This window comes from Paenibacillus sp. ISL-20 (assembly GCF_018613005.1).
Lineage (GTDB): Bacteria > Bacillota > Bacilli > Paenibacillales > Paenibacillaceae > Paenibacillus_AQ.
Map to the genome: position 1 here is coordinate 26,703 of NZ_JAGGRD010000024.1, position 25,258 is coordinate 51,960.

Below are 25,258 nucleotides of genomic sequence, written 5' to 3' on the forward strand. Positions count from 1 at the left end.
GCATTTGAGCATTGTTTTAGCAAAGATGAAAAAGAATCTGCCCACACTGTGCGTTTTAATATCATCATTATTATTTTACTACGTTCTAAGTCTTTTTTTAAGCCTACATGACAATCAGTATTTAATGCCATACGATCTGAAGCAACCTCAACTAATCAAAAGCAATTTGCATTGAACAGTATCGTAATCGAACACTCAACAAATTCAAATATACATTATTTCCACAGCAAGAAAGATATCTTACGATAAGGGTGATGCTATGTTTTCGCAGTACGATGATATTATGTCGGTGGAAGATGTTATGGAGGCGCTGGACATTGGCCGTTCCAAAGTCTACGAGCTTCTTCGCAGTAGAAAAATAAAGTCGTTCAAGATGAAGGGATATCGAATTCCTAAAGTAGCTGTAAAAGACTTTGTATTGTCAGAAGCGAAACTGAACATGGAACGCTTTAAAGAGTTAACGGTAGATTAAATAACCCTTGGAAAATAAGCTGCGACAATATTGTCGCAGTTTATTTGTATTGGCTGTATTTCCGAACCTGAAAGGTTGTTAGCGAACGATGAGTAACAATATTGGGATAGCTCTTGAAAATGAGTATACGCATAAACGGCTTTAGTTCTCGCTACGGAACATGTGAAGTTGGCCTTGGAATTCAGTCAAAGAGGAACTTCGATGGAACGTAAAGAGAAGATCAAGAAGGAAGTCCAATCCCTTCGAACGGAGCGTGACCAATTGCTTAATGCAATGAAGACTAAATAAAAAATAATTCGGTCGGTAACAGACTTGTAATTGGCAGGGGCATATCGCTCCTGCTTATTTGCATTTCAAAAAAACGATCCGAAACGGAGGCAACATGCAGATGAAAGTTCATAAGGATGAAAAAACGGGAACATATTGGTTTGTCGTTAGCGCTGGAAAAGATGAGAATGGCAGACGGAGACAAATCAAGAGACGTGGCTTTAGGACAGAAAAGGAAGCCATGAAAGAAATGAGAACCCTGTTAAAACAAGTGGATGATCACACCTATGTAAAACAGAACAATACAAAATATGTTGAGTTCCTCGAAGGTGAATGGCTCTCAAGCAAAGAATATAAACTCAGAACCGTGACTTTTAAAACATATAAATCAAATATCAAGAAGCATATCACACCCTATTTTCAAAATCAGGAAATGGGCAAGATTACGACCCAAATGATCGAAAGTTTTTACGGCTATCTTCTCAAAGAAACAGGACTATCCGAACGCACGATACAAGATATTCAAAAGATCGTAAAAAGCTCATTTAAAACAGCTGTAAAGCGGAAATATCTCTCCTATAGTCCCGCAGCAGATGCTGAGGCTCCTAAGGTGCCCCATAAAGAAATGGCAGTCTGGAATCTCGATGAAGCAGTTCGCTTTCTCAAAATTGCTGAAGAGAATGATCTGCATATTGTGTTTCTTCTCGCTTTATCAACGGGGATGAGACAGTCAGAAATACTTGGTCTTCGCTGGAAGGATATCGATTTTGAAGTTGGTGTCCTACGTGTACGCCAAACCTTAAGTCATGATGGCAAAGAATTGATTCAAGACACTAAAACCAAATCAAGTGCAAGATCGATTACTTTAATCGAAAGAACATTAGACGATCTGAAAAAACATCACAAGAAAATCAAGCGGCAGAAGCTTTCTGCTGGCAACATTTATGAGGATAAGGACTTAGTTATTTGCACTAAGTTTGGGGGACCCCTCAATCCCCGTAATCTACTTCGAACATTCTATAAACTCATGAAAAAAGCGGAAGTTCCTCGCATACGTTTCCATGATCTCAGACATACAGTAGCGAGCTTGATGTTATCAAAAAATGTAAATCCTAAGGTGGTAAAGGAAATTCTTGGTCATTCTGACATCAGAGTAACCCTTGATACCTATTCCCATGTTTTACCATCTGTTCACAAAGAGACCGCTTCGCAATACGGTGAGATGCTGTTCGGCTAATATTTCACCAAGTCCTCTATCCCTAAAATACCTTATAAAGAGAACGCATCAAACCGTACAGTTGAACTCTGCGTTTTCAACTTAATCTTGCTCGAAATCACTCAAAAAAATCCTGAGTGTGACCAAACGTGTGACCACGCCCCATAATCTTCAACATCAATCCATAGCAAAAAGCCGCCAAACACTCAGAAATCCTTGTGTTTAGCGGCTTTTTTTATTATGGAGCCTAGGGGGATCGAACCCCTGACCTCATCGCTGCCAGCGATGCGCTCTCCCAGCTGAGCTAAGGCCCCGTAAGCGACTTCTATATCATATAAAAAATCAGCAGGCATGTCAACATGTTTTTCACATTTTTTGATGACGTGCTGTATCCCTTTTACTTCTCTATATAATGTCACTTATCGATGATGATAATGGGCGCTATGAGAGCACCAGAAGAGCACCTGGATCGGGCAGAACCATGGCGCTCTTACAGCTCCGAAACGTCCGTACCCTTGGACAGCAGGCTTTTCAGTTCCTTCATAAACATATTGATATCCTTGAATTGGCGATACACGGATGCAAAGCGGACGTAAGCTACCTCATCGACCGGATATAACCGCTCCATCAGAAGCTCCCCGATCTGGCGGCTCTCCACCTCTGCTGCTGCGGTATTGCGCAGTGCTTTCTCTACATCCGAGACAATCATATCCAGCTGGTCCACGGATACCGGACGCTTCTCGCATGCCCGGATCAAACCACGGAGCACCTTTTCCCGGCTGAATTCTTCGCGGCTTCCGTCCTTTTTCACGACGATCAGCGGCGTTTCCTCCACCATCTCAAAGGTTGTGAATCTCTTGCTGCACTGCTCGCATTCCCTGCGGCGGCGGATGGATTTATTCTCGTTGGCCGGCCTGGAATCAAGCACTTTCGTTCCGGCATAACTGCAATATGGACACTTCATAAAGTCATCTTCACTTCCTTCGTTTTAGCGTATTTCGCCTTGGATGGCGCTAGAGAAAAATTTACCAGCAAAACTTTGTTCTTTTATGTTATGAAAATGCGAAACCCGAGACATAATACTTTTACCAACCCAAGGAGGTGAACTTAACATGGCACAAAGCAACAACAACTCCAACAACCTGGTTGTTCCTCGCGCAAACGCTGCTCTTGAGCAATTGAAATACGAGGTAGCTCAAGAACTTGGTATCTCCATTCCACAAGACGGATACCAAGGTAACATGACTTCCTACGAGAACGGTTCGATCGGGGGATACATCACAAAGCGTCTTGTAACCCTGGCCGAGCAACAATTGGCTGGTCAATTCTCCGGTCAATAATCGATTCTTCCTTAAAAAAGGAGTGTTGGACGGCTCGATGTAAGAGCCTGTCCAGCGCTCTTTTTTCGTTAAAAGCCGTCCTTATACACATCTGTATACTGATTATAATAATAAATCACGCGCTGTACATAGTGACGGGTTTCCCCGATGGGAATACTCTTCACATTCTCGTAGGTTCCATCCCACATGCCCTTGTTGATCCAATTCTTCACGTTCCCGGGACCTGCATTATAGGCGGCGATGGCGGCAATCGGGTTGCCGTCCATTTCCTTGTGCAGATTCTGAATATACCAGGTGCCCAGCTGGATATTCGCATCCACTTCATTCTTCACGTTGAGCAGGTTCACCGATGGCAGCTTGGCCATTTCCATCGCCCAATTCGCCGTATCCGGCATCAGCTGCATAATGCCCAGAGCGCCTTTCTTGGACTCCTTGCCTGGCTTGAAGTTCGTCTCCACTCGAATGATGGAAGCCACCAGGAAGGGATCGACCTCATAGTAAGCGGCATGCTTCCTGATCTCATCCTTATAATGAATCGGATACAGCAAGGTCATCCAGTTCGAGCTCAGAAACAGCAGCGCTACAAAAGAGACAAACAGCAGAAGCAGCACTCTTTTTTTACGGAGCCACCTCATAACCGAACCAGCCTGCCCCACAGGTTGTCCACCTGCTGCTGTGTTTCAGCCAATGTTCCGCTGTTATCGATAAGGATATCCGCCAGACGCTTCTTCTCCTCGATATCCATCTGGCTGTTTAAACGCGCTTCTGCCGCATCCCTGTTAAGATCATCGCGCACCATCAGACGCTCTAACTGCAGCTCTCGCGGTACATAAACGACAGCGATCTGGTCAAGATAAGAATAATGCTCCTTAGCCTCAAGCAGCAGCGGTATATCCGCTACCACGAGCCGGTCCGGATACTGCCGCTCATACGCTTCCGTCCGTTCCCGGATTTCCTGCCGGATCGCCGGATGTGTGATCTCATTCAACACCGTTCTCTGCTCGGGATGATGAAAGATCATCTCCCCGAGTTTTTTTCGATTCAACGTACCGTCCTCAAACAGGATCGCTTGTCCAAAATGTTCGGTCACTTTACCCAGCACCGGATGACCCGGGAGCATCACTTCCCGGGCGATGAGATCCGCATCGACGAGAAGTGCTCCCTTCATGGTCAACATGGAGGACACGGTGCTCTTGCCTGTTGCAATTCCTCCGGTTAAACCGATATTCATGACTTCACCTCATAACAGCTTCATTATACCCATGACGATTAACAAAAAAGCAGGCAAATAAGAGATAAAACGCATGCCACCTTTGGACGCAAAGCGTAATCCAACCCTCATGCCCAGCACCAGGAATATCCCGCTAAACAAGGAAACAACCGTTGCGGTACCTAGCGGTGAGAAGCCCAGCATGGCTGCGCCAAGCCCAGCTCCGAACGCATCGAGCGATAGCGCGATCCCGAGCCACATCGCCTCCCACGGAGAGATGCTGCCGGAGTCGTCCAAGTCCGCCTTCGACGGACTGCGGAGAATTTGAATGACAACGCCGATCTTCGGAATCTCAAGAGAGAATACCGCCCGCTGAAGATGCTCATGACCTGCCGTGTTAACCTCACGTCGTAATTTCACTTGATGGTCAGCCCCCTGCGTTTCCATAAGAGACTTTGAAATGTCCCTATTAGAAACCGGCTGCACATCAGACTCGTTTTTTCTGCGAACTTGCTGGTATAGAGACCATAGGCCCAGCAGAATCAAAATGGCGGCTCCGATCACGGACGCCACAGATGGGGATAAGAACCGCTGTAACAGCGCGCCTGCCTGCATGGAGGCGCCAAGCACCAAGCCGGAACATAGCGAGATGATCAATACAGACAGCAGCGGTATCCTGGTTTTGCGCAGACCGTATGTAACCCCCGCCCCAAATCCGTCCAGGCTTAATGCCATAGCCAGCAGCACAGACGAGAAAATATGACTGAGCACCCTTTTCCCTCCTCGTAAGCTCCACATCAAGCGGCTCATTCATGAAGAAGAGCAGCTCCATGCGCTCCACATATGTTCCACATTATATGTGTGAGGAAAAGAATGGGTGCACGCCTATTGGATTACTTCCTTAACGGCTGACACTTCGGGCAGAAGTGAGTCCCCCGTCCGCCAACCACGATCTTATGAATCGGTCCTCCGCATGTATTACACGGCTCGTCCTTCCGTCCGTAAATCTGATGACTGTGCTGGAACATCCCCATTTCACCCTGTCCATTGACATAGGATTTAATGGAAGAACCACCCGCGTCTACGGCTTCGGTCAGTGTATCCACAATCGCATGATACAATCGCTTGAGCTCGGCATCCTTCAGGCTGTTAGCATTGCGCTCCGGATGAATCTTGGCTCGAAACAATGCCTCATCGACATATATATTGCCGATACCGACCACATATGCCTGATTCAGCAGCACCGCCTTGATCTTCGTTTTCTTGCTGCCGATGACTTCCTTAAAGGTTCCAAACGTAAACGTCTCATCCAGCGGCTCATAACCCAGCTTGGCAAGAGGAGCGTGCTGAAACTCTTCCCCCGTTGCAAAAAGATGCATCGTTCCGAATTGGCGTACGTCCTTATAGCGCAGCTCCGTGCCATCCGAGAAATGAAAGATGACATGGGTATGCTTCTCCACAGGCTCCTCGGCAGGGTACACCCCGTAACGCCCTTCCATCCGAAGATGCGAGACGAGCACTAGCCCGTCCAGCAATATTCGTAAAAATTTCCCGCTGCGCTCTACACCTTCCACGGTATGATCCTTCAGCATAAACGCAAATGCCTCAATATCGTCAGGACGCTGAATGATCCGCGGCAGATGTACGGATACATGATCTATATGCTTACCTTTAATCAATTGGTTAAGTGTTCGTTTCACGGTTTCTACTTCCGGCAATTCCGGCATAATGACTTCACCTCATTTCCCATTATACCGGAAGTTGGGACAGAGCGGGACCATGGTTTTGTGGAAAGGTATGGTGCATATTGCGCCCCTCTTCACGCCATGATCCCTATAAAAGATCTTCTATCGACTGACACAATGTGCAGCTTTACTTCGCTTCGTACCAGTTCTCGCCATAGCTGACTTCCGACTTCAGCGGTACCGACAGCTTCAGTGCCTTACTCATCACTTCCGGCACCAATTCCTTCATGATCTCCAGTTCATCCTCCGGCACCTCAAACACCAATTCATCATGCACCTGAAGCAGCATGCGGCTCTTCAATTGACGATCATACAATGCCTTGTCCATATGGACCATGGCCAGCTTGATTATGTCGGCGGCCGTTCCCTGAATCGGCGTATTCATTGCCGTCCGCTCCGCAAAGGACCGCAGATTAAAGTTGCTGGCGTTAATCTCCGGCAGATACCGTCTACGTTCAAGCAATGTTTTCACATAGCCGTCTTGCTTTGCCTGCTTGACGATCACGTCCATATAACGCCGTACGCCCTGGAACACCTCGAAATATTGGTCAATGAATGCCGCAGCTTCCTTCCGGGTAATGTTCAGGTTCTGGGACAAGCCATAGTCGCTGATTCCATACACGATGCCGAAGTTAACCGCCTTGGCAGACCGGCGCATATTGGAGTCCACCTCATCCACGCCGACTCCAAACACGTCCATCGCGGTCTTGGTGTGGATGTCCATATCGTGGACGAAAGCTTCCTTCAGCCGTTCATCATCCGAGATATGCGCAAGCACGCGCAGCTCAATCTGGGAGTAGTCCGCTGCCAAAATGCTCCAGCCCGGCTCGGACGGAACGAAGACCTTGCGCAGCTTACGGCCTTCCTCCAGACGGATGGGAATATTCTGCAAATTCGGGAATTGGCTGCTCAAACGCCCCGTCGCGGCAATCGTCTGGCGATAATAGGTGTGCACTTTGCCAGTCTGTGACGAAATCTCCTTCAGAAGACCTTCCACATAAGTGGATTGCAGCTTGGCCAAGGTACGATACTTCAGAATCAGGCGGACAATATCGTGATAAGGCGCCAGCTTCTCCAGCACCTCGGCATCGGTAGAATAACCGGTTTTGGTCTTCTTGATGACCGGAAGCTCCAGTTTCACAAACAGGATCTCGCCCAGCTGTTTAGGCGAATTAAGATTAAATTCCGTTCCAGCGATCTCATAGATCTCATGAACAAGCTTCGCGATCTGTCCTTCAAACTCGCGACCCAGCTCCTTCAAATCCTCCGCATTCACGGCAATTCCCTGCTTCTCCATATCGGCCAAAATGCGGGACAGCGGCATCTCCAGCTCATGGAACAGCGGCAGCATTTCATTAGCAGCCAGCTCCTTCTCCTGAACGGGAACCAGTTCGGATACAGCCAGGCATTTTCTGGCCATGTGCTCGCTGAGCTTCTCCACATCGGGAACCTTGTATTTGGCCCCTTTACCGAACACATCCTCATCGGCTTGAAGATACGCAAGCCCGTATTTGGAAGCCAGCCCGCTAAGGCTTTGATTCGCTTCCGTCGGGTCCAGCAGGTATGCAGCCAGATGCACGTCGAATGCTGCACCGGCAAAAGCGATGCCCTGCCAGTGGAGAGCCAGATCAATGCGGTGCAGATCATACCCTCGTTTTGGGATCCCGCTATCGGCAAGCCAAGTACGGACAGGCTCGGCCTCTTCCGACTTCAGTACCTCAAATGGAATGAAGTACTGTCGTTCCTCTGTAGCGAGTGCGAGCCCGATTACCTCGGCATGATGAGGGTTTTCCCCATGCGTCTCCACATGGAGCATGGTCACCTGGGCCAGGTTATCCGCAACCTCCGCAAGTTCCTTCGTGTCCACAAGGGTCACTTCAATCTTCGCTTCGGGCTTCGACTCAGCCGCATCTCCGCCCATTCCGCTTGTGCTCAGGTTTAACCGTTCAATCAGCGATTTAAACTCCAGCTTCGCCAGTGCAGGTCCTGCCGTCTCTTCATTCAGGCCTGTAAACGCCATGTCATCCAGCGACTGCTCCAGCGGAACTTCGCGGAAGATCGTGGCCAGCTTCTTGCTGAGTATGGCGGAATCGGCATGCTCTTCGATCTTCTCTTTCATCTTGCCCTTCAGCTCATCTGTACGTGACACCACGGCCTCTACGGATCCAAATTCATGAAGCAGCTTCAGAGCCGTCTTCTCACCCACTCCTGGAACGCCGGGAATGTTATCAGAAGCATCGCCCATCAGTCCCTTAAGATCGATAATCTGATCAGGCGTCAGGTTATACCGCTCCTTAATCTGTTCCGGTCCGTAATACTCAATATCGGTAACGCCCTTGCGGACCATCGCGATCGTGGTATGCTCCGAAGCCAGCTGCAGCATATCCTTATCCCCGGATACGACCATCACCTTCCGGCCAGCTTCGTCAGCCTGACGGGTAATGGTCCCGATAATGTCATCGGCCTCATAACCGCCAATTTCGAACTGGGAGACGCCAAGACCCTTCAGCAGCTCTTTCAACAGCGGGAATTGTCCGGATAGCTCGGGAGGAGTCTTCTGACGACCACCCTTGTAATCCTGATAATCCGCATGCCGGAACGTTTCCTTTCCTGCATCGAATGCCACCATCATATGGGTCGGTTTATGCTCCTCAATTAAGCGAAGCAGCATGGTCGTAAAGCCGTAAACTGCATTCGTCTGCTGTCCGCTGGCATTGGTCAACGGCGGCATCGCGAAGAATGCACGGTAAATGATATTATTTCCATCAATCAAAATCAGCTTGTCCATAGAACACCTCGCACCAATATTACTTCCTTTCCACATGATAACATAGGTTACCGCCAATTCCGAACAATCCGTTCGATTAACGATGAATTCTTGATGAAACGCAAAATAACCCCACAAAGTGGAGCCTGTGCTTCGATGCTTATTCCAAATACTTTGCGGGGGCCCCAAATATATAAATGCGATTAAAGAATTGCTTCCGCTTCGCTGGAGTTTTCTGAATTCTCGCAAAAAAACGCCAGCTTTCGCCAGCGTTAGACTGTCATGATGCTATTGATTGAGGTCGGGACGGTGACCTGTTACGAGGTACACGGTGCTCTCGCCAATGTTCGTGGCATGGTCGGCGATCCGTTCAATGTAACGGCCCACCATAATCAGCAGCATCGCTTGATTGGCCGAGTCCGGATCGGAGGTCAGATGCGAATACAAATCCTGCAGAATGACGCTGTACAAATGATCGACCTGATCGTCATCCTGGGCCATTTTATAAGCCAGATCCGTGTTTTCCATCAGATAGGATTCGATGGATTCCGAGACCATCGCACGCACCAAATCCGACATCCGCGGAAGATCCACTAAGGGCTTGATCAGCTTCTGGCCTTGCAGACGGATCGTGACTTTAGCGACATCACGAGCCAAGTCGCCCATCCGCTCCAAATCGCTGGCAATCCGGAAAGCAACCAATATCCGTCGCAAATCCTTCGCCACAGGCTGCTGGGTTACGATCAAGCGGGAGCCGATCTCCATGATCTGCTCTTCCATTGTGTTTAACTGCACATCGTTCTTGATAACCGCCTGCGCTTTCTCCGCATCCAGGGTCTGGAGAGACTCTACACTGCTCGCCAGTGCCTCCTCCATATGCTTGCCCATATCCTGCAGCAAGGTTTTCAGCTCATTAAGCTGCTGATCAAACTCAATTCTCCGGATCATGTGTGATGTTCCTCCTATCTACTTTTAAGAAAGATCATATGAGTGTGGGTTAACCAAATCGGCCCGAGATATAGTCCTCGGTACGTGCATCTGACGGCGTTGAGAACAGCGTATCGGTGCTTGCCGATTCAACCACTTCGCCATTCAAGAAAAATACCGTCTGCCCGGATACGCGGGCAGCCTGATGCATATTGTGCGTTACCATAACGATGGTGTATTTGCTCTTCAGCTCTTGTACCAGCTCTTCGATTTTCAGGGTCGAAATCGGGTCCAGCGCGGAAGTAGCTTCGTCCATAAGCAGAATATCCGGCTGTACGGCAAGTGCCCGGGCAATGCACAGACGCTGCTGTTGACCCCCGGACAAGCTCAGCGCGGACCGCTTGAGATAATCCTTGACTTCATCCCACAGCACGGCCTGCTTCAAACTCTGTTCCACAATTTGGTCAAGCTCCGCTTTACTGCGGATACCGTGGAGTCGCGGACCGTAGGCGATATTATCATAAATCGATTTAGGAAACGGATTCGGCTGCTGGAACACCATCCCTACCTGCTTGCGCAGGGCTTCAACGTGGACTTCCTCGCTGTAGATTTCCGTCCCGCCGATTTGCACGCTGCCTTCAATCCGGGTGGAAGGAATCATGTCATTCATCCGATTCAGCGTACGCAGCAGCGTGGATTTACCGCAGCCCGACGGTCCAATGAACGCCGTCACCGTTTTCTCCGGAATGTCCAGATCCACGTTTTTAAGCGCATGGTACGTATCATAATAAAGGTTTAATTTCTTAATCTGTATGATGGATTCCATATCTTATTCATGTCTCCTTTTTCACGATTAGATCTGCTTAAGCGTCTCTTAGATGTTCTTCGAATACTTGTTCCGGATCCACACGGCGATAATGTTCATGATGAACAGCATGATGAGCAACAGAATAATACCCGAAGCCGCCAGCTCGTGGAAAGCCTCACTTGGTCTTGATATCCAGTTAAAGATCTGGATCGGCATGACAGTAAACGAATCGAGCAGATTTTCCGGCAAGAAGGCCACGTACGTTAAGGCACCGATCATGATCAGCGGTGCGGTTTCGCCGATCGCACGAGACAAGGCCAGGATAACCCCGGTCATGATTCCTGGAATCGCTGAAGGTAGTACTGCGCTGGATACCGTTTGCCATTTCGTTGCGCCCAGCGCATAAGAAGCATCGCGCCGGTTCTTAGGCACGGCCCGAAGCGCCTCCTGGGCGGCAACGATAATAATCGGCAGCACCAGCAGCGTCATCGTTAATACCCCGGAGAGCAGACTGCGGCCTAGATTCATCCCACGTACGAAAATAGCGAGCCCCAGGATACCATATATAATAGAAGGAACCCCTGCAAGCGTACTGATATTCAACTGAATCAGCCGAACCCAGCGGCTGCGGCCCGCATACTCTTCGAGAAAGATCGCTGCGCCAACGCCTAATATGAAGGACAGCGGAGCCATGAGCAGAAGCAAGTAAATCGTGCCGACAATCGGCGACTTCAGTCCTGCTTTATCCGCGATACGTGACGGATAGTTGGTGAACAGATCTGGCGATAGTCTGAAAATGCCATCCGTCACAATCGTAACAATCAAAGCCATCAAGGCAAGAATACCGATACTGGTACAAGCCAGGAATATAATGTGCAGCGTCTGGTCACTACGGCGTCTCCGGTTGATTCCTTTGCTATCTCCCAGATTCAATTGTTCCATCTAGTATTCCTCCCTGAAGCGGCGAGCGACCCACTGCGCCAATATATTAAGCAAGAAGGTGATGACAAACAAGGTCAGACCTACCGCAAAAATCGTGCCGTATTCAATCGTTCCGCGCGGAACATCACCCATACTTACCTGAACGATATATGAAGTCATCGTCTGAATGCTTTCCAGCGGATTCAGCGTCAGCTGCGGCGTAGCACCAGCAGCCACCGTTACGATCATCGTCTCACCAATCGCACGCGAGAATGCCAATACGAAGGACGACACGACCCCCGACAGAGCAGCAGGCAGCACAATTTTCAGTGCAACCTCAAATCGGGTAGCACCGAGCGCGTATGCACCGTGACGAAGACTCTTAGGTACCGCGCGCATCGCGTCTTCACTTAAAGATGAAATCATCGGCAGGACCATGATCCCTACCACGATACCCGCGCTAAGCGCATTGAATATACCCATGTTGGGAAAAATCTTTTGAAGGAATGGCGTTACCGTTTCAAGCGCAAAATATCCATAAACAATCGTTGGTACACCAGCCAATACTTCAAGCACTGGCTTTACAACCCCCCGAACCCGGGCAGGAGCGTATTCATTGAGATAAATAGCGCATGCCAAGCCGATAGGCACTGCGAATAGGATCGCAATGCCTGTAATCAGCAATGTGCCGCCCAGCAGGGGCAGCACGCCGAATTCTTTTGGAGGGAGAATCGGACTCCATGTCGTTCCAGTCAGAAAGGACCATACCGGTACTTCCTTAAAGAAGATCACGGATTCCTGCAGAAGCGTATATACAATACCGATGGTAGTAAACACCGAAAGCAGGGCACACAAGCCGAGTAAGATTGGAATGATTTTGTCTGAGATGCGTGTTTTGCTTCGACGGAATGTCATGCTTTTTGTGTTTACCGCCACGGGTGAAGTTTTGTTCATTCTCCTCTTCCCTTTCTACGGGTTGCCCGGAGGATTCCCTCCGGGCATCTAGTCTTTAATTATTTTGCCAACTTGTCTTTTTCTGCTTTGTACTGTTCATCTTGAAGCGGTACGAAACCAACTTCGCCAGCAAGACTAGCGGCATTATCAAGGTAGAAGTTCATGAACGCACTCACTTCTGGTCGCTCAAGCTCTTTATCGTTAACATAGAGCAGCAGCGGACGGGACAATGGAGCATAACTGTTATCCTTGATCGTTTCCATGCTTGGAGCTATTGTAGCCGTACCGTTATCAATCGGAACCAGCTTCAACTTGTCTTGGTTCTCTTCATAGAAGGAGAATCCGAAGTATCCGATGGAGTTCTTGTCACCAGCTACCCCTTGTACGACTGCGTTTGTATCGGCACTGAATGTAATTTGGCTATCATTTCTGCTTGCTTGTGCTTCACCGTTAATTGCTTCTGTGAAGTAATCGAATGTTCCGTGGTCCGTACCTGGCGAGTAAATCTTGATTTCCTCTGCCGGCCATCCTTCACGAACGTCAGCCCATGTTTTTACGGTACTGTTCGGCTCATAAATTTTCTTGAGCTCATCAACGGTCAATTTATCTACGAACTCATTGCTTGGGTTAACAACGACGGACAGTCCGTCATAAGCTACCAGAACCTCATGATAGGTAATGCCATTGGCTTTTGCTTCTTCAGCTTCGCTGTCTTTAATCGGACGGGAAGCATTGGACACTGCGATCTCGCTGTTGTTAAAACGTTTGAAGCCAGCGCCTGTTCCGCCTGTTCCGATCGGAATGCGGACGTCCGGGTTAGCTGCGCCGAACTCTTCGGCAACCGCTTCGGTTAATGGATGCAGTGTACTTGAACCGTCAATTTCTATCGTTCCTGTCAAAGCTGTTGAGGTACTTTCTCCTGTTTGCTGTGCTGAACCATTGTCTGTATTTTCTCCTGAAGCACTGCCGGAAGTTCCTCCTCCGCATGCCGCCAAAAGCGTGCTCAACATCAACACCAATACGAGAATACCTGCTGGTTTACGACCCCTTCTTCTAAACAAACGAATCCACTCCTTCAAAATGGTTGTTGTCTCTACTTTCCTTTTCACAATATTAATATTAATCCCGTAATGTAATAGCAGTTTTGGAGAAATGTAAACTCTGTGTAAAATATTTAATGAAAAGTAGGCTTATAGATTCGATCTTTCTTCCATGATCGCAGCTTGGCCAGTGTTCATTCCGGCAAGCTCATCCTTGACCCGCTCCACACGCCTAACCGTTTCCTCGGCCAGTTGATAAACCTGATTACCGGACTTCTGAACCTCTTGAACGGCGTGGTCCATTTCATTAAACATTTGGGCACCTTCCGTTACATACCCCTCGCAGGATTGGATTTCCTTCAGAGATGACACGGCCCCTTTGGCTGTATCTGCTGCCAGCCGCTGGATTTGCTCGAGCAGCTGCGATATATCCCCTGACAGCTTGCGCGTTTGTTTTGCCAGCGATTGTACCTCTGCCGCAACCACTTGAAATCCCCGCCCATGCTCGCCGGCATGTGCGGCTTCAATCGAGGCATTCATTGCCAGCAGACTGCTTTGGTTCGCAAGCTCGGTAATCATGCCGGTTATGGAAAATATGCGGCTGGCATCCGCCGCGAGCTCGGAGGCCTGGCCTTCACGCTTCGTCATATCCTCCACAAGGCCAAGGTACGAGGTTTGGACAAGATCCAGTTTCGCCTTCCCGGTTTGAGACCACTCTCTCATCCGTATACATTCCGAGTTCGTTCTCGCTGCTGCCGTTCGGACGTCGGTTAAAGAGGATTGAATGTTCCGGGTATGCCGGTAGCTTTCCTGCAGGATCAGTTCCCGCTTCTCTTCTGCCTCCGCTTGGAGCCCGCTGGACAGACTCATCAGATCCCGGACCGTAAGCACGCCGAGCAATCGTCCTGCATCCGTGATCAGGACACAATCATAAAATTTCGAATCCGGACGCTGCAAGGACAATTCCAGCAGCGTCCCCACCTTCTCGGATATATCCACACGCATCGGTTGATGGTCCGCAAACTGGAAGGCGGGCTTGGAATAATACAGGTCAACGGCAAACCTGCCCATCATTCGCTGGTAAAACACATCCCGCATGATCAGTCCCCCTGGTGTGTCTGCCTCATCGCAATAAATAACACACAGAATACGCGGATCCTTCGCAAAAACATTCAACACATCGAGGCAGGATTCAGACTTTCCTATAACAGGGACCCTTCTTATGTATTGCCGATATAATGCGCCTGCTTCAGGCTCGTTTGCTACTTGTCCATCAAGTTCCGGCTCTACCTCCATCTTCATTCTCTCTGTCTGATTTGGTTTGGTTTGAAGCAGTGTCATGCGCCTTCACCCCTTCTTCATCTGGTCCTTTAGACGCATCTTACCGAACAAGTATTATGGGAATATACTCGAATGATTAAGGGAGCGTAAACTACGGAAGGATAATCGTGGGGAATGAGACGTTAGACACGTCAGGATCTGACCAAAGACCCAAAAAAAAGACTCCTCATCATTTCAAACGGAATGATGGGAGCCTTTTTTCGGATTTACTACAAGTTTATAACCAACCCCGCGAATGGAGTCAATGTGTACAGATTCAGGATCAAGCTCAAGCTTCTTGCGCAGGGAACTCACATGAACGTCCACGGTTCGCTGCCCGCCGATATAATCGAAGCCCCAGACCACGTTCATCAGATCATCCCTTGTTAACACAACGCCCGGTTTTTTGGCCAGGTAGAGCAGCACCTCAAATTCTTTCGGCCTAAGATTAATGCTCTGGCCGCCAAGACGAACCTCGTATTTCTCTGGATAGATTTCCAGTTGTCCAAGTGAGATGACATTTCCTTGATTGTCTGTCGTCTTCACTTCATCGGCGTGACCAGAAACCCTGCGCATAACGGCCGATACGCGGGCCAGCAGCTCAGATACGCCAAATGGCTTGGTAATATAGTCATCCGCTCCCATCTTCAAACCTTGAACAACTTCTTCCTCGGCGTTCTTCGCGGTCAGAATGATGATCGGCGTGGTAATTCCGTTACTGCGAAGCTTCTCTAAAATCTGAAAGCCGTTCATGCCAGGCAGCATGACATCCAGCAGGATCAGATCATATTCATGATGCGACGCTTTCTCGTAACCTGCGGTACCGTGTTCCTCTACCTCGACTTGAAAACCTTCCTGCGTCAGATTGTAAGACAACAGCCGCGAAAGTGTCGGCTCATCTTCGATAACCAGCATGCGTTGCGTCAATGTTACCCCCGCCCTTATCTTGATAATTGGACTGCTATGCAAGTATATCAACAGAATGTTAACGGAGTGTTAACTCCCTGTCTCCTGCGTTTCCTGCAATATCGGAAGCTCAATAATGAAGGAGCTGCCAATTCCCAGTTCGCTCTCCACCTTGATGGTTCCGTGATGAAGATCCACCAGATGCTTCACGATCGATAGTCCAAGCCCCGTTCCGCCTGACCCGCGCGAACGCGCTTTATCGACCCGATAGAATCGTTCAAATATACGGGGAAGATCTTTCTTCGGAATGCCAATCCCGGAATCCTTAACTATGAATTCCACAATATCATCGGCGTTCCCATGACTATGCTTTTCAAGAGCCGTTAATTTTACTCGTCCGCCTTCTTGCGTGTAACTGATCGCGTTCGAGAGCAGATTCATAAATATCTGGCGGAGCTTGTCCTCGTCCCCCTCCATAAACAGCTCTTCCGGAATGTCGAGCTCCAGGCTGATCCGCTTCTTCTCTGCGACCGTGCGCATCATTTCGGATATCGTATCAAAGAATGCCGATAAATGAATCGGCGAGTAATCCATCTGAATCCGCTTGGATTCGATCTTGGACAGCTCTAGAATGTCACCAATTAGACGGTTTAGCCGCTCGGACTCGTCATAGATAATCTGGAGGAAGGAGCGCGATGTCTTCTCATCCGTAACCCCGCCGCCAAGCAGCGTTTCGGCAAACCCTTTAACCGCAGCAAGCGGAGTCTTCAGCTCGTGAGACACGTTGGCTACGAATTCACTCCGCATGCGTTCCAATCTGCGGATATCACTTACATCCTGCAGCAGGAACAGCATGCCTCGATAAGACTCCTGCTCTTCCTCCTGCATCATCGCAACCCCATCCAGGCGGATAATCGATTCCACCGGATAATAGATGTTGCGCTCTTCATGGAAGCCTTCCTTGCTCTCCAGGCCTTGCTCCATCAGTTTGGTCAATTCATAATGCTGCTTGAGCTCACGGTACGATTTGCCTGTTATCACTTCGGCATTAATACCAAGCATTCGCTCGGCAGCCCGGTTCACAAGAATAATCTGACCTGCTCCGTTCACCATGACGATACCGCCTGTCATATTGTTTAGAACGCTTTGCAGCAAATCCTCATTATCCCGTATCGTCCGCAGTTGGGTCTGCAGGCTGTCGGCCATTCCGTTAATCGCTTGCGCCAATTGACCGATCTCGTCTTTACGGTGAATCTTCACCCTCGCATCATATTCAAGGCTCGATATCCGTCTGGCAACGCGCGTGATTTTCTCTAGCGGTGACGTCAAGCCTTTGGCGACCCGATAACTCACCAGGGCAGCAATCAGGAATAGCACCAGCAGGCCAATCCCCATGACGGTCCAGCCTTGCTTGACTCCCTGGTCCACTTCTTTGAGACTGACGGACAATCTGACGAATCCGTCGAAACTCTCTCCAGCCTTGACCGGAAGAGCAACGTAGAGCATGTCCTGCTCAAGCGTATGGCTCCGGCGAATGGTGCTCCCGCGGCCTTCTTTTACCGCTTGAAGCATTTCTTCGCGATAAGCGTGGTTATCCATGGTCAACGGATCACTCTCCGAATCCCCGATAACATTGCCATCCTTCAATATAAACGTCACTCTCGCATCGGACAGCTCCTCAAGCTGCACGGATCTATTGGTATAATACGAAGGAGCATCCGCGCTGTCCGTATCCGGAAACTCCATCAGGGTCTGCAGAAGCCGAATCTCCCGGACCATATTGTCCTCCAGCAGCTGAATATGGGACTGCTTGAATACCGTCACCATAGCCAGTCCTGCCGCGAGCATAGATAACCCAATTAAAGTAAGCATAATCAGAGTCAAACGATTGCGATACTGCCTCATGGTCTCTCCTCTTTCTGCCGCATGATCATTTTGGATAACTTACCGCCCGTGTGCGTCTTCGGTGAAATAACGCATGAATGATGGTTGCCGCCGGCTGCTGGAACATAATGCCCAGCACCACCGGGATGGAAGCCTGGGGTGAGAAATAAGTTGTAGCTAGCACCATTCCGAGTGATATATTACGCATTCCGGACGCGTATGTAAATGTAATTTGCATTTCCCGTGTCGGTCCCAGCATCGCATACGAGCCAAAATAACCAAGCAAATAACAGATCACAATCAACGTGAAGACAACCGGGATAACCACCAGCATCTCCTCCTTCATGCCTGCTGCATGGGGAGCGATGGCAGCTGCGTTCAGCATAACCACGAGCATAAAAAACACCTTCGATATCGGCTGGGCTACGGGAGCCGACCAGTCCTTAATCCGTCCTTTGGAGCCTTCATACAGCATCACCCCGATCACAGTGGGCAATACCACCATGGTCAGCAAATCGAGAATCAGCTCAGACGCATTCCAGGTAACCAAAGCATCCCCGATAAACATATCCATCAAAGCCGGAACGACTAGCGGACTGAGTATGGTATCCAGCACGACCACCGCTAAGATGAACGGAACGCTGCCGCCGGAGCTCCCGACCCACATCACCGAGGATATCCCCAGCGGAATGATCGCGAACAGCAGCAAGCCGATCGTATAATCCGAGTGCGCACCAAACACAGCCAAGCCCAGTCCATAGGCAAGCACCGGTGCGGCCGCATGGGCAAGAAACAGCGTCAACATAACGGCAAAGGGGCGTTTTAGAACCCCTTGCAGATGACGGATCCCACAGCCAAGCGCCATAACCAGTGTAATATAACCGAATAGATAAGGAATCCAGTGAACAAAGTCCAGCAACACATCCGAGAGCAGCCAGCCTAGCACCAGCGAGCCGGGAATCAAGAGAAAGGTGTACTTTTCAAACCAAGATGCAAAGGCTAGTCCAAAACTTCTCACCTGTTTCCTCCCATGATTGAATTGACGTATTTGACTTTCATCATAAACCGGAGTGTGCGAAAACCGCAACGAAAATTCGAAATAAGGCCCCCCCTCCCCTGTTCAACAAAAAAACATCGACCGGCACATAATGGCCAATCGATGCTTCTTCAGATGCTCTGGATTAGGAGAACACCGGCTCTTTAAACATGGCCAGCTTCTCTGCCGAATCCTTGCTCACATCGGCATGCAGGCTGTTTCCGTGTGAATCCATCGTGACGATAGCTGCAAAGCCATCAACCTCCAAATGCCACATCGCTTCCGGAATGCCAAACTCCATGAAATCCACGCCGTTTACTTTTTTTATGCATCTTGCGTAATACTGAGCGGCCCCGCCGATTGCATTCAAATACACGCCGCCATGCTCCTGCAGGGCTTGCAGCGTCTTCGAACCCATGCCACCTTTTCCGATGACTGCGCGAATGCCGAATTTTTTCAAAATATCGCCCTGGTACGGCTCCTCGCGAATGCTGGTTGTCGGGCCTGCAGCCTTGACATGCCATCCCTCTTCATCCTGCATCATAACCGGGCCGCAGTGATAAATCACGGATCCGTTCAGATCGATAGGAGCCTCGTGATCCATCAGGTATTTATGAAGCGCATCCCGTCCGGTATGCATCTCGCCTCGGATAACCACCACATCCCCCACGCGCAGGGAACGAATTTGCTCCTCGCTGATCGGTGTCTGCAGCACCACCTCACGCCCCTTGGAATCACTTGGACCGGAGTCTTCGGCTTGGGACACAGCCGTTTCGGAATTCGTTGCGTTCATCTGCACCTCGCTGCCCGCTTCATACAGCCAGTCCGTAATCTCCCCGGTTTTCGGTTCAATCAATACGCCCTGACGGCGGAATGCCCAGCAGTTATAAGCAACCGATACAAAAAAGCTTGCCGGCAAACGGTTCATCGCACCGATCTTGCAGCCGAGCAGTGTGACTTCTCCGCCAAAGCCCATCGTGCCGATTCCCAGCTTATTTGCATTTTCCAATATGTAATCTTCGAGCTTCGCCAAATCTTCATTCGGGTTCACATCTTCCACATGACGGAACAGCTGATGCTTCGCAAGCTCATAACCAGTCGTCCGGTCGCCTCCGATGCCTACGCCGATAAATCCAGCGCTGCAGCCCTGACCTTGAGCTTGGTATACGGCATGCATGATGCATTTGCGGATCCCATCCAGATCGCGGCCTGCTTTCCCCAAACCTTCAAGCTCTGCGGGAAGACTGTACTGGATGTTTTTGTTCTCGCAGCCGCCCCCTTTCAGGATGAGACGGACGTCCACCTGATCCTGCTCCCATTGCTCGAAATGGATGACAGGCGTGCCAGGACCGAGATTATCCCCGCTGTTAGCGCCAGTCAACGAATCCACCGAGTTAGGACGCAGCTTGCCATCCTTCGTGGCGCGAATCACTGCAGAGTAGATCGCCTTCTTCATCTCGATTTGGTTCGCACCCACTGGTGTATGTACGATGAATGTTGGCATGCCGGTATCCTGGCAGATCGGCGATACTTCTTGCTCGGCCATCTCAATATTTTGAGCGATTGTTGCCAGTGCCAGCCCCGCTCGCGTTGCGGCATCCTCAGACGCTCGCCCACGGTTGACTGCTCTTCGCACATCTCCAGGCAAATTCGTGGAGGTTTCTACAATCAGTCGATACATGCTCTCTTCAAATGACTTCATAACGTTAGTAAACTCCTCTCTCTCATAACCCAAACATGATGGTAAAAAAGAATCATTATAAACTGCCAATATTGTTATCATATCATATCATTTCGCACATGAAAGGGTTTACTTCAAAAAATGAAAGAGTAGAGAAAATGTGTTGATTTTCCCCGTCGCATCAACCATACCAATCTATGAATCTCACATATATTGGTTAAGGAAAGGAGGTGATAGTTATGACGAAAGCCTCAATCTCCCAAGTTGTCTTTCCAAGACTTGCCCTGTTTAGAAACGAGTTTTATAGAGGACGCCGATTTGTGGTACGTGGAAATGTAGGTATCCGCAATCTCGAGAGAACTTTCGGTGACATTGAAAGCTTGAGATTCTTCTCCACCAACCCCAATGCAACCCTGGTCCTGTTCTCGGAAACGAATTTCAGGGGCAGATTCAGAGTATTCCGCGGCAACACCAACATCGCCGATCTTGATGATATTATTCGTGGCGAAGAGCCGGAATCCATTATCAGCTCCAACCGTCGTTTGACGCTGGCTCAAATCCGGGCAATCCGCGATACCGGTACACTTCCAAACGGTTTTAGAACCGTCTGATTCTCCGTAAGCTCCGTAATCTCTCCTAATCACCTATGATAAAATAGCGGACATCCGGGCTGGAGCCCCGGATGTCCGCTCTATTTTATTCATTGAGTATGTCTTCACAACGTAAGTGAAACAAACACCTTAACCGTTAATCACTTCGCCGCCATTCACGTGAATGACTTGACCGCTCACGTAGGAGGAGTCCGTCGAGGCCAGATATACATAGGCAGGAGCCAGCTCTTCCGGTTGACCCGGACGTTTCATCGGCTGGGTCGCCCCAAACTCGGCTACCTGATCCGGCGGGAACGTCGAAGGAATCAGCGGCGTCCAGATCGGTCCCGGCGCAACGGCATTCACCCGGATCCCTTGCCCGACCACGTTCATCGATAACGAGCGTGTGAAGGCAACGATGGCCCCCTTGGTTGATGCGTAATCCAGCAGCTGCGGGCTTCCCCGGTAAGCCGTGATGGAGGTCGTATTAATAATGGAGCTGCCCTTAGATAGATGCGGCATCGCCGCTTGAGTCAGATAGAACATACCGAAAATATTCGTACGGAATGTCCGCTCCAATTGTTCTTTGGTAATATCCTCAATCTTCTTCTGCGGATGCTGTTCGGCTGCATTATTTACGAGAATATCAAGCTTTCCGAGCTTCTTCACGGTTTCGGTAACCGCATCGCGGCAAAACGCATCGTCACCGACGTCACCGGCGATCAGCAAGCATTTACGGCCTTCCTGCTCCACCTGACGCTTAGTCTCTTCCGCATCCTTATGCTCATTCAGGTACACAATGGATACGTCCGCACCTTCCTTGGCATAGTGGACCGCTACCGCACGGCCAATACCGCTGTCACCTCCGGTAATCAGCGCAACCTTTCCTTTTAACTTACCGGCTGCTTTGTACTCATTGCTCTCAAACTCCGGCTTCGGACTCATCTCCGATTCCGTTCCGGGTCTGTGATCCTGATGCTGAGGCGGCAAGGTTTGTTTCTGTTGATCTTGTGGCATATGAACATTTCTCCTTTCGGGTCAGTATCTCAAACTACCACTTATAGGATGCGTACGACACACCTCTTTATACTCATAAAATGCCCTTCGCTATTGTTTTTACCCAGATTGAACGGGATCAAACGTAAGTGAAGCCCATTTCGCCCAACAAAATAACCCCACATAGTGGGGCATTGCTCCGAGGTTCATTCAGATACTTTGCGAGGACCCCGGTAATTTATAAGTGCTATAATGTCAAAAAAAGCCGCCCGTTAAACGGACGACTTCTCTTTCGTATGTAGCTGTTCTTAGATGATATGGTTGAATACCATGAAGAAGATCATAACCAGAAGCAGCAAGGAGAGGAGTGCACTAAGCGTGCCCAGCTTGCTTGTTTCTTCCTTCACTTCACGCTTCTCACGAATTCCTGCAAGCGCATTCTTCAATGGCTTGCCCATAATGCCTCCAATAGCAAACATCGCCAGCAGCAATACAGTTACAATGATCATCCAAGGAACCGAATAATCACCTTGAGACATCATATAGCCGCCTGTTAACAGTTGAATAACCAAGCCGTACTGAGCAAAACGGTTCGCTACTCGAATCGTATTAACGGCTCCTTCTTGTGCGCCGAGGGACAGCTTCTGAATACCGCCAACAACAAACGGCAGAATCAAGTAAAATCCTAGCGCCGCCGTACCGACCATATGCAGAAAAAATGTTACGTTCCACATAAACAATTCCTCCAAAGTCGTTAGTGTGATTTTTGTTACATCAAGTTCATCGTCTCTTATTATACTGGAGAGATCAGCCAAAGAAAAGCAATCCCGCCCCGAATCACGGGACGGGATTGCATTATTAGACGATTTTGTGAATCCTGATTCAATTACAGGGTCACGACCGCAGTTACATTACGTACGGATTCCGCAGACTTATCGAGTGCAGCTTTCTCTTCGACCGTCAGCTCAAGCTCGAAAATTCGCTCGATGCCATCTCCGCCGAGAATGGCCGGTACGCCCATGAACAGGTTGTCATAACCGTACTCGCCCTCCAGAAGAGCAATAATTGGAATGATCCGTTTCTTGTCCTTCAGAATCGCTTCCGTCATTTGTACCAGGGACGCAGCCGGCGCATAGTATGCACTGCCGTTCCCCAGCAGGTTCACGATTTCGCCGCCGCCAACCCGGGTACGCTGCACAATGGCTTCAATGCGCTCAGCCGGAATCAGCGTGTCGATCGGAATGCCCCCAACACTGGAGTAGCGAACGAGCGGAACCATGTCATCACCATGACCGCCAAGGACGAATCCGCGGACATCCTCAACCGATACGTTCAGCTCTTGCGCGATGAAGGTGCAATAGCGAGCCGTATCCAGTACGCCAGATTGGCCGATTACGCGGTTCTTGGGAAATCCGAGCGTATTATATGCCACATAGGTCATGGCATCGACCGGGTTACTCAAGATGATAACCGTGGCGTTCGGTGCGTGACTCTTCACGTTCTCACATACGGATTTCACGATCCCTGCATTGGTATTAACGAGGTCATCGCGGCTCATGCCCGGCTTGCGGGCTACACCTGCTGTAATGATTACGATATCGGAATTAGCTGCATCCTCATAGTTGGATGTACCGACTATGTTGCTGTCAAATCCTTGAACGGGACTTGCTTCGAGCATATCCAGCGCTTTACCTTTCGTTGGGTTCTCGAGCTGCGGAATATCCAGCAGCACCACATCACCCAATTCTTTTTGAGCAAGCATCAGGGCGGTAGTCGCACCTGTAAAGCCAGCACCTACTACCGTAATCTTTTTACGAGTAATTGCCACGATGAATCTCCTCCTTACAGGTTTTTAATGATTTCGTCTGCGAACTGGGAGCATTTCACTTCGGTAGCGCCTTCCATCAGGCGGGCAAAGTCATACGTCACAGTTTTGTTGTTGATCGATGTTTCCATCCCTTTGTAGATCAGGTCAGCGGCTTCCTGCCATCCGAGGTGCTCAAGCAGCATTACGCCGGAGAGGATAACGGAACCAGGGTTTACTACGTCTTTGTCTGCATATTTCGGAGCTGTACCATGAGTCGCTTCGAAAATCGCATGTCCAGTTACATAGTTGATGTTAGCCCCTGGAGCGATACCGATACCGCCAACTTGTGCAGCCAGCGCGTCAGACAGGTAGTCACCGTTCAGGTTCAATGTCGCAATGACATCAAAGTCGGTTGGACGAGTCAGAACTTGCTGCAGCGCGATGTCAGCAATCGCATCTTTAACGATGATTTTACCAGCTTCTTCAGCTGCTTTTTGAGCTGCGTTAGCTGCATCTACGCCGTCTTTATCCTTGATGATATCGTATTGAGCCCAAGTGAACACTTTATCGCCGAATTCAGCTTCAGCCACTTCGTAACCCCAGTTTTTGAAGGCGCCTTCTGTAAATTTCATGATGTTGCCTTTGTGAACCAATGTCACCGATTTGCGGCCATGCTTGATTGCGTATTCAACCGCTGCACGTACAAGACGCTTGGAACCTTCAGAGGATACAGGCTTGATGCCGATACCGGACGTTTCCGGGAAGCGGATTTTGTTGGCTCCCATTTCGTCTTGAAGGAACTTGATCACTTTCTTCACTTCTTCGGAGCCTTCTTTATACTCAATACCTGCGTAGATGTCTTCCGTGTTCTCGCGGAAAATAACCATGTCAACCAGCTCAGGGCGTTTTACCGGAGATGGTACGCCGTCGAAGTAACGAACAGGACGCAGGCAAGTGTACAGGTCCAGCTCTTGGCGAAGGGCAACATTCAGGGAACGGATACCGCCGCCGATAGGCGTTGTAAGAGGCCCTTTAATCGCAACGATATACTCGCGAATCGCTTCAAGCGTATCGTTCGGGAGCCATTCACCGTATGTATTGTATGCCTTCTCACCGGCAAATACTTCATACCAGGCAATTTTCTTGGAACCGTTGTATGCTTTTTCTACTGCTGCATCAAGGACGCGTTTGGAAGCTTTCCAAATGTCACGGCCAGTACCGTCACCTTCAATAAAAGGAATGACAGGGTTGTTAGGCACCTGCAGAGTTCCGTTATCAATCGTAATTTTCTCGCCTTCAGTTGGTAGTGCGAATTTTTCCAATTTCATGAGTATGAGTTCCTCCTTTGAATATGGTTCTTGTCTCTAACTA

General features: G+C 49.4%; 24 protein-coding genes and 1 tRNA gene. 4 read left to right on the plus strand and 21 right to left on the minus strand.

From position 1 onward, the window contains the following. Positions 1-259: 259 nt before the first annotated feature. Positions 260-472: a helix-turn-helix domain-containing protein gene (locus J7E85_RS14655; protein WP_215158932.1), complete on the plus strand. Its 213-nt coding sequence runs from the start codon at positions 260-262 to the stop codon at positions 470-472. A 388-nt stretch (positions 473-860) separates the two neighbouring features. Beyond that, positions 861-1,976, plus strand: a complete 1,116-nt coding sequence (locus J7E85_RS14660; protein WP_215158934.1) for a tyrosine-type recombinase/integrase — start codon at positions 861-863, stop codon at positions 1,974-1,976. Between the two features lie 220 nt (positions 1,977-2,196). On the opposite strand, the gene J7E85_RS14665 is transcribed toward J7E85_RS14660, so the two are convergent. Both J7E85_RS14665 and nrdR read right to left on the minus strand, forming a co-directional pair. After that, positions 2,197-2,269, minus strand: a tRNA-Ala gene (locus J7E85_RS14665). Positions 2,270-2,445: 176 nt separating this feature from the next. Then, a complete protein-coding gene (gene nrdR / locus J7E85_RS14670) occupies positions 2,446-2,919 on the minus strand; it encodes a transcriptional regulator NrdR (protein ID WP_076324309.1) in 474 nt (157 codons plus the stop codon). A gap of 148 nt (positions 2,920-3,067) precedes the next feature. Between nrdR and J7E85_RS14675 the strand changes: the two genes are divergently transcribed. Next, positions 3,068-3,295 (plus strand): alpha/beta-type small acid-soluble spore protein, encoded by a 228-nt coding sequence (locus tag J7E85_RS14675; RefSeq protein WP_053492022.1) that lies wholly within the window; start codon positions 3,068-3,070, stop codon positions 3,293-3,295. A gap of 68 nt (positions 3,296-3,363) precedes the next feature. Here the strand turns inward: J7E85_RS14675 and J7E85_RS14680 are convergent, their stop codons facing one another. The 15 genes from J7E85_RS14680 to J7E85_RS14750 all read right to left on the minus strand — a co-directional run bounded on the left by J7E85_RS14680 (position 3,364) and on the right by J7E85_RS14750 (position 20,515). Further along, positions 3,364-3,930 (minus strand): lytic transglycosylase domain-containing protein, encoded by a 567-nt coding sequence (locus J7E85_RS14680; protein ID WP_076324310.1) that lies wholly within the window; start codon positions 3,928-3,930, stop codon positions 3,364-3,366. Then, the gene (coaE, locus tag J7E85_RS14685; protein WP_215158936.1) at positions 3,927-4,526 is read right to left on the minus strand and encodes a dephospho-CoA kinase; all 600 of its coding nucleotides are present in this window, start codon (positions 4,524-4,526) and stop codon (positions 3,927-3,929) included. Before coaE ends, J7E85_RS14680 begins: the two co-directional genes overlap by 4 nt. A gap of 9 nt (positions 4,527-4,535) precedes the next feature. Next, a complete protein-coding gene (locus tag J7E85_RS14690; RefSeq protein ID WP_215158938.1) occupies positions 4,536-5,276 on the minus strand; it encodes an MntP/YtaF family protein in 741 nt (246 codons plus the stop codon). Positions 5,277-5,398: 122 nt separating this feature from the next. Continuing rightward, positions 5,399-6,232 (minus strand): DNA-formamidopyrimidine glycosylase, encoded by an 834-nt coding sequence (gene mutM / locus J7E85_RS14695; RefSeq protein ID WP_215158940.1) that lies wholly within the window; start codon positions 6,230-6,232, stop codon positions 5,399-5,401. A 145-nt stretch (positions 6,233-6,377) separates the two neighbouring features. Beyond that, positions 6,378-9,038, minus strand: a complete 2,661-nt coding sequence (gene polA, locus J7E85_RS14700) for a DNA polymerase I (protein WP_215158942.1) — start codon at positions 9,036-9,038, stop codon at positions 6,378-6,380. 267 nt (positions 9,039-9,305) lie between these two features. Then, on the minus strand, positions 9,306-9,965 hold the full coding sequence (phoU, locus tag J7E85_RS14705; RefSeq protein ID WP_076324315.1) for a phosphate signaling complex protein PhoU: 660 nt from the start codon (positions 9,963-9,965) through the stop codon (positions 9,306-9,308). A gap of 49 nt (positions 9,966-10,014) precedes the next feature. After that, entirely contained in the window at positions 10,015-10,770 is a 756-nt protein-coding gene (pstB, locus tag J7E85_RS14710; protein WP_076324316.1) for a phosphate ABC transporter ATP-binding protein PstB, read from the minus strand. A gap of 48 nt (positions 10,771-10,818) precedes the next feature. Then, positions 10,819-11,694, minus strand: coding sequence for a phosphate ABC transporter permease PstA (gene pstA, locus J7E85_RS14715; protein WP_076324317.1), 876 nt, complete (start codon positions 11,692-11,694; stop codon positions 10,819-10,821). After that, positions 11,695-12,588: a phosphate ABC transporter permease subunit PstC gene (gene pstC, locus J7E85_RS14720; protein WP_372238813.1), complete on the minus strand. Its 894-nt coding sequence runs from the start codon at positions 12,586-12,588 to the stop codon at positions 11,695-11,697. Between the two features lie 98 nt (positions 12,589-12,686). Next, positions 12,687-13,688 carry a PstS family phosphate ABC transporter substrate-binding protein gene (locus J7E85_RS14725; protein WP_215158944.1) on the minus strand — a complete coding sequence of 334 codons (1,002 nt, stop codon included), beginning with the start codon at positions 13,686-13,688 and terminating at the stop codon, positions 12,687-12,689. A 129-nt stretch (positions 13,689-13,817) separates the two neighbouring features. Beyond that, positions 13,818-15,008: a methyl-accepting chemotaxis protein gene (locus tag J7E85_RS14730; protein WP_215158952.1), complete on the minus strand. Its 1,191-nt coding sequence runs from the start codon at positions 15,006-15,008 to the stop codon at positions 13,818-13,820. A gap of 174 nt (positions 15,009-15,182) precedes the next feature. Continuing rightward, a complete protein-coding gene (locus J7E85_RS14735; protein WP_076324321.1) occupies positions 15,183-15,914 on the minus strand; it encodes a response regulator transcription factor in 732 nt (243 codons plus the stop codon). 69 nt (positions 15,915-15,983) lie between these two features. Next, entirely contained in the window at positions 15,984-17,798 is a 1,815-nt protein-coding gene (gene pnpS / locus J7E85_RS14740; RefSeq protein ID WP_215158969.1) for a two-component system histidine kinase PnpS, read from the minus strand. Positions 17,799-17,823: 25 nt separating this feature from the next. Further along, positions 17,824-18,795, minus strand: coding sequence for a bile acid:sodium symporter family protein (locus J7E85_RS14745; protein ID WP_215158976.1), 972 nt, complete (start codon positions 18,793-18,795; stop codon positions 17,824-17,826). Positions 18,796-18,958: 163 nt separating this feature from the next. Beyond that, a complete protein-coding gene (locus J7E85_RS14750) occupies positions 18,959-20,515 on the minus strand; it encodes a fumarate hydratase (RefSeq protein WP_215158978.1) in 1,557 nt (518 codons plus the stop codon). A 218-nt stretch (positions 20,516-20,733) separates the two neighbouring features. On the opposite strand from J7E85_RS14750, the gene J7E85_RS14755 reads away from it, so the two are divergent. Further along, on the plus strand, positions 20,734-21,105 hold the full coding sequence (locus tag J7E85_RS14755) for a hypothetical protein (protein ID WP_215158980.1): 372 nt from the start codon (positions 20,734-20,736) through the stop codon (positions 21,103-21,105). 129 nt (positions 21,106-21,234) lie between these two features. Here the strand turns inward: J7E85_RS14755 and J7E85_RS14760 are convergent, their stop codons facing one another. The 4 genes from J7E85_RS14760 to icd form a co-directional block, all read right to left on the minus strand. Beyond that, positions 21,235-22,101, minus strand: a complete 867-nt coding sequence (locus J7E85_RS14760) for an SDR family oxidoreductase (protein WP_215158982.1) — start codon at positions 22,099-22,101, stop codon at positions 21,235-21,237. A gap of 287 nt (positions 22,102-22,388) precedes the next feature. Continuing rightward, a complete protein-coding gene (locus J7E85_RS14765) occupies positions 22,389-22,814 on the minus strand; it encodes a hypothetical protein (protein WP_215158984.1) in 426 nt (141 codons plus the stop codon). 152 nt (positions 22,815-22,966) lie between these two features. Further along, positions 22,967-23,908 (minus strand): malate dehydrogenase, encoded by a 942-nt coding sequence (gene mdh, locus J7E85_RS14770; RefSeq protein ID WP_215158986.1) that lies wholly within the window; start codon positions 23,906-23,908, stop codon positions 22,967-22,969. A 14-nt stretch (positions 23,909-23,922) separates the two neighbouring features. After that, the gene (gene icd / locus J7E85_RS14775; RefSeq protein ID WP_098748407.1) at positions 23,923-25,215 is read right to left on the minus strand and encodes an NADP-dependent isocitrate dehydrogenase; all 1,293 of its coding nucleotides are present in this window, start codon (positions 25,213-25,215) and stop codon (positions 23,923-23,925) included. Between the last annotated feature and the right edge of the window lie 43 nt (positions 25,216-25,258).

Excerpts from the sequence above, each read along its gene's own strand:
- polA (WP_215158942.1), bottom strand. The coding sequence starts at position 9,038 with ATGGACAAGCTGATTTTGATTGATGGAAATAATATCATTTACCGTGCA.
- phoU (WP_076324315.1), bottom strand. The coding sequence starts at position 9,965 with ATGATCCGGAGAATTGAGTTTGATCAGCAGCTTAATGAGCTGAAAACC.
- mutM (WP_215158940.1), bottom strand. The coding sequence starts at position 6,232 with ATGCCGGAATTGCCGGAAGTAGAAACCGTGAAACGAACACTTAACCAA.
- nrdR (WP_076324309.1), bottom strand. The coding sequence starts at position 2,919 with ATGAAGTGTCCATATTGCAGTTATGCCGGAACGAAAGTGCTTGATTCC.
- pstC (WP_372238813.1), bottom strand. The coding sequence starts at position 12,588 with ATGACATTCCGTCGAAGCAAAACACGCATCTCAGACAAAATCATTCCA.
- J7E85_RS14655 (WP_215158932.1), top strand. The coding sequence starts at position 260 with ATGTTTTCGCAGTACGATGATATTATGTCGGTGGAAGATGTTATGGAG.
- J7E85_RS14680 (WP_076324310.1), bottom strand. The coding sequence starts at position 3,930 with ATGAGGTGGCTCCGTAAAAAAAGAGTGCTGCTTCTGCTGTTTGTCTCT.
- pstA (WP_076324317.1), bottom strand. The coding sequence starts at position 11,694 with ATGGAACAATTGAATCTGGGAGATAGCAAAGGAATCAACCGGAGACGC.
- coaE (WP_215158936.1), bottom strand. The coding sequence starts at position 4,526 with ATGAATATCGGTTTAACCGGAGGAATTGCAACAGGCAAGAGCACCGTG.
- pstB (WP_076324316.1), bottom strand. The coding sequence starts at position 10,770 with ATGGAATCCATCATACAGATTAAGAAATTAAACCTTTATTATGATACG.
- pnpS (WP_215158969.1), bottom strand. The coding sequence starts at position 17,798 with ATGAGGCAGTATCGCAATCGTTTGACTCTGATTATGCTTACTTTAATT.
- J7E85_RS14660 (WP_215158934.1), top strand. The coding sequence starts at position 861 with ATGAAAGTTCATAAGGATGAAAAAACGGGAACATATTGGTTTGTCGTT.
- J7E85_RS14675 (WP_053492022.1), top strand. The coding sequence starts at position 3,068 with ATGGCACAAAGCAACAACAACTCCAACAACCTGGTTGTTCCTCGCGCA.
- J7E85_RS14730 (WP_215158952.1), bottom strand. The coding sequence starts at position 15,008 with ATGACACTGCTTCAAACCAAACCAAATCAGACAGAGAGAATGAAGATG.
- icd (WP_098748407.1), bottom strand. The coding sequence starts at position 25,215 with ATGAAATTGGAAAAATTCGCACTACCAACTGAAGGCGAGAAAATTACG.
- J7E85_RS14750 (WP_215158978.1), bottom strand. The coding sequence starts at position 20,515 with ATGAAGTCATTTGAAGAGAGCATGTATCGACTGATTGTAGAAACCTCC.
- J7E85_RS14755 (WP_215158980.1), top strand. The coding sequence starts at position 20,734 with ATGACGAAAGCCTCAATCTCCCAAGTTGTCTTTCCAAGACTTGCCCTG.
- J7E85_RS14760 (WP_215158982.1), bottom strand. The coding sequence starts at position 22,101 with ATGCCACAAGATCAACAGAAACAAACCTTGCCGCCTCAGCATCAGGAT.
- J7E85_RS14765 (WP_215158984.1), bottom strand. The coding sequence starts at position 22,814 with ATGTGGAACGTAACATTTTTTCTGCATATGGTCGGTACGGCGGCGCTA.